Genomic DNA, 5,907 nt, shown 5'->3' on the forward strand with positions numbered 1-5,907 from the left:
CTTAGCTTTTACCTGATGCGCAGCCTTGGGCTTTGCCCGTGTTGCGCATCAATGGATGGCCCGTTTAATTTATGACATAGTAGAATTAGGAGGAGAATTACGTTAGACGCCGCAGTTCATTCCCAACCTGCAACGAACGCATCTGGCCATCAGCAGATCCTCCACCTGGAGGAGTTCGCGGCCGGTCACGGTGCGCGGTGGCGTGGTGTCGTGGGAGATTGCACGGCAGCGTAGGCGTGCCATCGGCTAACTGACTGGACGACCAAATTCAACGGTCTAGCGCGCGCAACACGTTCGCGAGTTTTTTGACCGCGATCTCCAATTCCCTCGGCGCATGCGCGGCAAATCCCATGAGGAACCCAGCCTTATGGTCGCTCGACGCATGCAACGCCGTCAGCCCCAGCAAATCGATGCCGGCACGCTGCGCTGTATCAATGGCTTCACGCTCGGGTATGTCGCGGATGAAGACGCAAGACATTTGCATGCCGCCGTCCGGCACCTTGGGCTCCACGAAGTCTGCCAGGTGCTTGCGCACGAGCCGCGCCAGTACATCGCGCCGCTCGGAATAGACGGCGCGCATGGTTCGTACGTGCGCCCCGAAATGCCCACCCTCCATGAAGCGCGCCAGCGTCAGTTGCGGAATCGGCGCGCTGTGTCCATCCAGCAGAGTGCGCGCAGCCGTCATCGGAGCGACAAGCGCGGGTGGCAGCACCATGAAGCCAATGCGCAAGCCTGGAAACAATGATTTGGTGAAGGTGCCGATGTAGATCGTCCGCTGATGCGAGTCTAGTCCCTGTACGCAGGCCGTAGGCTTGCCCGCGTAGTGGAACTCACTGTCGTAGTCGTCCTCGATGATCCAGGCTTGGTGCTGCTGCGCCCATTCGATGATGCTCAGTCGCCGATCCAGCCCCAATGTCGCTCCGGTCGGAAATTGGTGCGAGGGTGTCAGGAACACCGCCTTGGCCGATAGCCGGGCCTTTCGAAGATGCTCGACACGCATCCCCTCGGCATCCAGCGGCACGGGCACGCATTCCAGGCCAGCGGCGTCGAACGCCTTGCGTGCGCCGTGATAAACGGGATCTTCGATAAAGATGCGGTCGCCGGCGTCAAGTAGCACGGTAGCGCACAGCGTCAGGGCCTGCTGAGAACTGGTCACCACCAGCACACGCTCGGGGGTGGCATGTGCGCCGCGTTCGAGATTGACGTAATCCGCAATCGCTCGCCGTAACGGCTCCATCCCTTGCGGTGGGCTGTGCAGCAGCGCCGTGGTGCCCCAGTCCTTCAACACCTGCCGCTCCAACCGCTCCCAAGTGGTAAGAGGAAAGCTGCGCGTTTCCGGCACACCAGGAGCGAACGGGCGCGCAGCCAGAAAGTCGCGTACCCCGCCACTGCGGTACAGGGCCGCGCCGCGCTGGCTCAGCCGCAGCGGCTCGCGTGACGATTCGGGACGCCGCGCCGTCCCACGCCCCGTTAATCGCTGTGCCCGTTCGGAAACGAAGCTGCCGCTGCCCACGCGCCGCTCGATAAAACCCTCTGCATGCAACTGGCTGTATGCCGACTCGACCGTGTCGCGTGAGACGCCCAGCGATTTCGCCAGTGCGCGGGAGGCGGGCAGCGGTTTAGCGACATCGAGCGCGCCATCGAGGATCAGTTGCCGGATGGCGCGCTGGATGCGCGCGTGCAATGGCCAGGCGCCATGTGCGGGGTCAATGACCCAGGCTTTGACGGATTCGAGTTGGGCATGCTTGAACAATTGGCCGGTATCTCTTCAAAAAAATGGTAGGGCACAGCATGCCATTTTAAGCCTATAAATCAGCATCACGTTCAAGTCAACAACCCATTTTCAGGAGCCAGATACAAACCATGCCATCCGCCTCGTCACCATCATCCGCTCGCCTGCTCGATCTCACCCATCCAATCGTCGCGGGTCTAATTTCGGTCATCGTTAACTATGGCGGCACCTTCATCCTGGTGTTCCAGGCGGCCAAGGTGGCCGGCCTCAGCCCCGAACTGACGACATCGTGGGTGTGGTCGATTTCGGTTGGCGTGGGCCTGACGGGATTTGTCCTGAGCTGGCTGACGCGGGAGCCAATCATTACCGCGTGGTCTACGCCAGCGGCAGCGTTCCTGGTGACGGCGCTGGCGACCACGCCCTATGCCGAAGCGGTGGGCGCGTATCTGATTTCGGCCGCTGCCTTTGTAGTGCTGGGGTTATCGGGATGGTTCGAGCGCTTGATCCGGCTGATTCCTCCGGGCGTGGCCGCAGGTTTGCTCGCGGGCATCCTGCTGCAATTCGGTATCAAGGCTTTCGGCGGCATGAGCATCGATCCGTTGCTGGCCGGTTTGCTGATCGTGACCTATGTGCTGCTCAAGCGATTCAGTGCGCGCTATGCTGTCGTTGGCATCCTGGTGCTGGGGTTGCTCTTTCTGCTCATGCAGGATCGAGTTGACCTGTCGGGACTGGCGTTGAAGCTCGCCGCACCGGTCTTCACCATGCCGGCGTTCTCGCTCAATGCGTTGCTGAGCGTCGCCTTGCCTCTGTTCCTCATCACGTTGACCGGCCAGTACATGCCCGGCATACTGGTGCTACGCAATGACGGATTCAAGGCCAGCGCCAATTCCATCGTGACAGTGACCGGGCTCGGCTCGCTGCTGATGGCACCGTTCGGCTCGCATGCGTTCAACATTGCCGCCATCACTGCTGCCATCGCCACGGGCCGGGAGGCACACGAGGACCCGTCCAAGCGCTGGATCGCGGGCATCGCCGCGGGCGTTTGCTACATCCTCGTGGGCGTGTTTGGCGTAACACTAGCCGCCGTCTTCATGGCCTTTCCGTCGACCTTCATCACCACGCTAGCGGGACTAGCACTGCTGGGCACTATCGGCGGTAGCCTGGCCACCGCCTTGGCAGACGCGAAGACGCGCGAAGCGTCATTAATCACTTTCCTGGCTGCGGCAGCCAACATCTCATTGCTGGGCATCGGTGGAGCGTTCTGGGGCCTGTTGATTGGCCTAGTGGCTCATGTCGTGCTCAATGGACAACTGCCGCGCCGTGAGCGGCCGGCCGTCGCGGCATCGACTGCTGAGCCTGCGATCAAGAGGGAGGGTGCCAATGCCTGAGCCATCGGACACCCAGACCCGTCACGACCAGCATGGCCGCTATCTACAGGCGGCCACGGTCGATGACTTCCGGCATAATCTGGCCGCGGTGCGGGGCCGCATAGACGCAGCCTGCCACCGCGCGAGGCGCGATCCGGCAGGGGTGCGCCTGCTGCCGGTTAGCAAGACCAAGCCCGAGGCCAGTCTGCGTCTGGCCTACGCTGCGGGTTGCCGCCTGCTGGGTGAAAACAAGGTGCAGGAAGCCTTCGGCAAACGGGAGGCCATGCAGGATCTGATTGATCTGCATTGGTCGGTCATCGGTCATCTGCAGACCAACAAGACCAAGCTGGTGGCGTGCTTCGCCAGTGAGTTCCAGGCACTGGACAGTTTGCGTGTCGCCGAAGCGCTGGATCGCCGCCTACAGATCGAGGGGCGATCGCTGGATGTGTTCGTGCAGGTCAACACCTCCGGCGAGGCCGGCAAGTACGGGCTGTCGCCTGAGGACGTGCAGGGCTTCATCAAAGAGCTGCCCGCGTTCTCGGCGCTGCGCGTGCGCGGGTTGATGACACTGGCGCTGTTTTCGTCCGAGGCTGAGCAGGTGCGTCAGTGCTTCATTCTGCTTCGCAATTTGCGCGACCAGTTGCGCCAGAGTGCGCCCGCTGGCATCGCCCTGGATGAACTGTCCATGGGCATGTCCGGCGATTTCGAGATTGCCATCGAGGAAGGGGCCACCGTGGTGCGCGTCGGCCAGGCCATCTTCGGCGCGCGCTCCATGCCGGATCGCCACTACTGGCCTGGCGAATCCAGCACAGAGGAGCCACGACCATGAAAACCGCAATGGCCATCCGCCATCTGCATTTTGAAGACCTTGGCACACTGGCGCCACTGTTAACGGCGCGCGGTTATGCCGTGCGCTATCTGGAGGCCACCACCCACCGATGACTTGTGCGCCTTGGACGCGGATGCGGCCGATCGGCTGGTGGTGCTGGGCGGCCCCCTTGGTGCTTTCGATGACAGCATCCACCCTTTCATCCTCGACGAACAGGCGGTGATTCTTCAGCGGCGGGCAAGTCAGCGTCCGCTGTTGGGCATCTGCCTGGGCGCGCAACGGATCGCCCCTGCGCTCGGTGCCGGTGTCGCCAGCATGGGCGTCAAGGAAATCGGCTTTGCGCTACTGACGCTGACTCCGGAGGGCGAGGCGTCACCGCTGGTGGCGCTGGGAAAAATGCAAGTGCTACATTGGCACGGCGACCGCTTCGACATTCCCGACAGAGCCACGCGGCTAGCGGGAACGGAAACCTGCGCCAACCAGGCTTTCAGTATTGGCCGCCATGTGCTGGCGCTGCAATGCCATCTGGAAGCGGACCCCATCCAGATCGAGCGCTGGCCGGTTGGCCATGCCTGCGAACTGGCGCAGGCTGGCCTCGACCCACGCGCATTGCGCACCGAAGCACAAGCCTTGCAATCCAGTTTGCCGCTGGCGGCACAGGTAGCCTTCACCGCCTGGCTGGACGAGATGGAGGCGGGCCCTCCATGGGAGACCCCATGATCGAAGCCCCATCCTCTGCAGCATCTCGACCGCTTTCGCTGGATGTGGTCTCAGTACGTCGTAGCTGGTCTATGGCCTCACGAAGAGCGCCGCATCGCTAAACACGACTCGACATGCAAACGGCCGCGGGTGCCCCAATTCCAGGGCGCGCCAGCATGGCGCCGTGCGGCAGCCCCGCTTTGGCGGTTCATTGCACCGCTCCTCGCGGCACCGCATCCAATATTGGTGCAATTCGGGTCAGATTGCTGGCGATCATCGTCAGCTTGAAGTGTTGGTCCAGGCGTTCGGGGCCGCGATATACAGTTTGTCGAAGCCGTCCGACCGTCTTTCCCCAGCCAAAGTGCTCCTCGATGCGTTTGAGAATGACCTAGCTCATTCGGTATCCCTCGTGCCGCGAGGTACGGCCATCAATTGCGCTGCCGCCAGCTCGCGCGTCGTTGCGTGCCACATGGGGCGTCACCTTGTGAGCTCGGCGTTTCGAACAAAGTCGTGCGTGTTGACAGGATGGTCGGCAGGATCGCGCTTCTGCGCGTGGCGTGACGCGATAAGTGACCGCCAGCTTGTGCATGAATGTCCCCGATAGATGCCAGACCCCGACTCCGGTCTCGGCATGCCGTAAAGCCATATGAGCTTGAGGCCAGCAACACGCATGGAAGGCCCCGATGGGGGCGGTCCACATCTCGGGATGCCTCGCAGTGGTCATCGTCAGTGCGATGCCGAGGCCGACCTGCAGGGTGAGGTGGGTAGTCCGCTATGCGGACATCAGTTATTCGCTGTCCTTCTTCGCGAGAACTGTAGTGCCAACCTGGGGCCGGGTGGCATAGGCCACCCCATGTTGCTCCAGATAGTCGCGGATCAACTGACGCACGACCTGTGATGGCGTCTGATCCTGCGCCGCGCACAGGGTTTCAAAGGCCTTCTTCTTCACGGGGTCGATCAACACGGTGAAACGGGCGGTCTTGGATTCCATGCGCTCTAGAGTAGTGTTGTATGATAATAGCGTTATCATTATATACAACTGAGCTGCCCGGTACAGTCCGTGGTTGCAAGGCTTCCTCTTCCCAAAGTGGTGGTCATAGATATTGGATTCCGGCAGAGACCTGGAAGGCATGCCAAGCCTCGGTTAGCCATATGGGCCTACACCTTAAGTTGATTATGTGGCACTTTTTATCTGAGGGCGATGTGGTCGACGCGACAATTGAAATGACCAACCGTATGGGCTTGCAAGGTCGCGGCTCTGCGCGGCTCACCTTTACCGC

4 protein-coding genes and 2 pseudogenes are annotated in these 5,907 nt (G+C 61.6%); 3 read left to right on the plus strand and 3 right to left on the minus strand.

Annotation, left to right across the window (positions count from 1 at the left end; all coding sequences use genetic code 11):
- Positions 1 to 268: 268 nt before the first annotated feature.
- Positions 269 to 1,753 (minus strand): MocR-like pyridoxine biosynthesis transcription factor PdxR, encoded by a 1,485-nt coding sequence (gene pdxR, locus AC07XB_RS38690; protein ID WP_492833174.1) that lies wholly within the window; start codon positions 1,751 to 1,753, stop codon positions 269 to 271.
- A gap of 110 nt (positions 1,754 to 1,863) precedes the next feature.
- Here pdxR and AC07XB_RS38695 point away from each other — a divergent pair, with 110 nt between their 5' ends.
- The 3 genes and pseudogenes from AC07XB_RS38695 to AC07XB_RS38705 all read left to right on the plus strand — a co-directional run bounded on the left by AC07XB_RS38695 (position 1,864) and on the right by AC07XB_RS38705 (position 4,648).
- Positions 1,864 to 3,120 (plus strand): benzoate/H(+) symporter BenE family transporter, encoded by a 1,257-nt coding sequence (locus AC07XB_RS38695; RefSeq protein ID WP_492833176.1) that lies wholly within the window; start codon positions 1,864 to 1,866, stop codon positions 3,118 to 3,120.
- Positions 3,113 to 3,928: a YggS family pyridoxal phosphate-dependent enzyme gene (locus tag AC07XB_RS38700; protein ID WP_492833178.1), complete on the plus strand. Its 816-nt coding sequence runs from the start codon at positions 3,113 to 3,115 to the stop codon at positions 3,926 to 3,928. Before AC07XB_RS38695 ends, AC07XB_RS38700 begins: the two co-directional genes overlap by 8 nt.
- Positions 3,925 to 4,648, plus strand: a pseudogene (locus AC07XB_RS38705) (glutamine amidotransferase). Before AC07XB_RS38700 ends, AC07XB_RS38705 begins: the two are co-directional and overlap by 4 nt.
- Positions 4,649 to 4,835: 187 nt before the next feature.
- On the opposite strand, the pseudogene AC07XB_RS38710 reads toward AC07XB_RS38705, so the two are convergent.
- Positions 4,836 to 5,161 (minus strand): annotated as a pseudogene (locus tag AC07XB_RS38710) (IS5/IS1182 family transposase); the annotation flags it as partial.
- 253 nt (positions 5,162 to 5,414) lie between these two features.
- Complete coding sequence (locus AC07XB_RS38715; RefSeq protein WP_492833180.1) at positions 5,415 to 5,618, minus strand: CopG family transcriptional regulator; 204 nt, start codon at positions 5,616 to 5,618, stop codon at positions 5,415 to 5,417.
- Positions 5,619 to 5,907: the final 289 nt, after the last annotated feature.

The sequence above is a fragment of the Cupriavidus sp. GW821-FHT02F09 genome (genome assembly GCF_059421605.1).

What these genes read in the sequence shown, in the direction of transcription:
- AC07XB_RS38695 (WP_492833176.1), top strand. Translation starts at nt 1,864, where the DNA reads ATGCCATCCGCCTCGTCACCATCATCCGCTCGCCTGCTCGATCTCACC.
- AC07XB_RS38700 (WP_492833178.1), top strand. Translation starts at nt 3,113, where the DNA reads ATGCCTGAGCCATCGGACACCCAGACCCGTCACGACCAGCATGGCCGC.
- AC07XB_RS38715 (WP_492833180.1), bottom strand. Translation starts at nt 5,618, where the DNA reads ATGGAATCCAAGACCGCCCGTTTCACCGTGTTGATCGACCCCGTGAAG.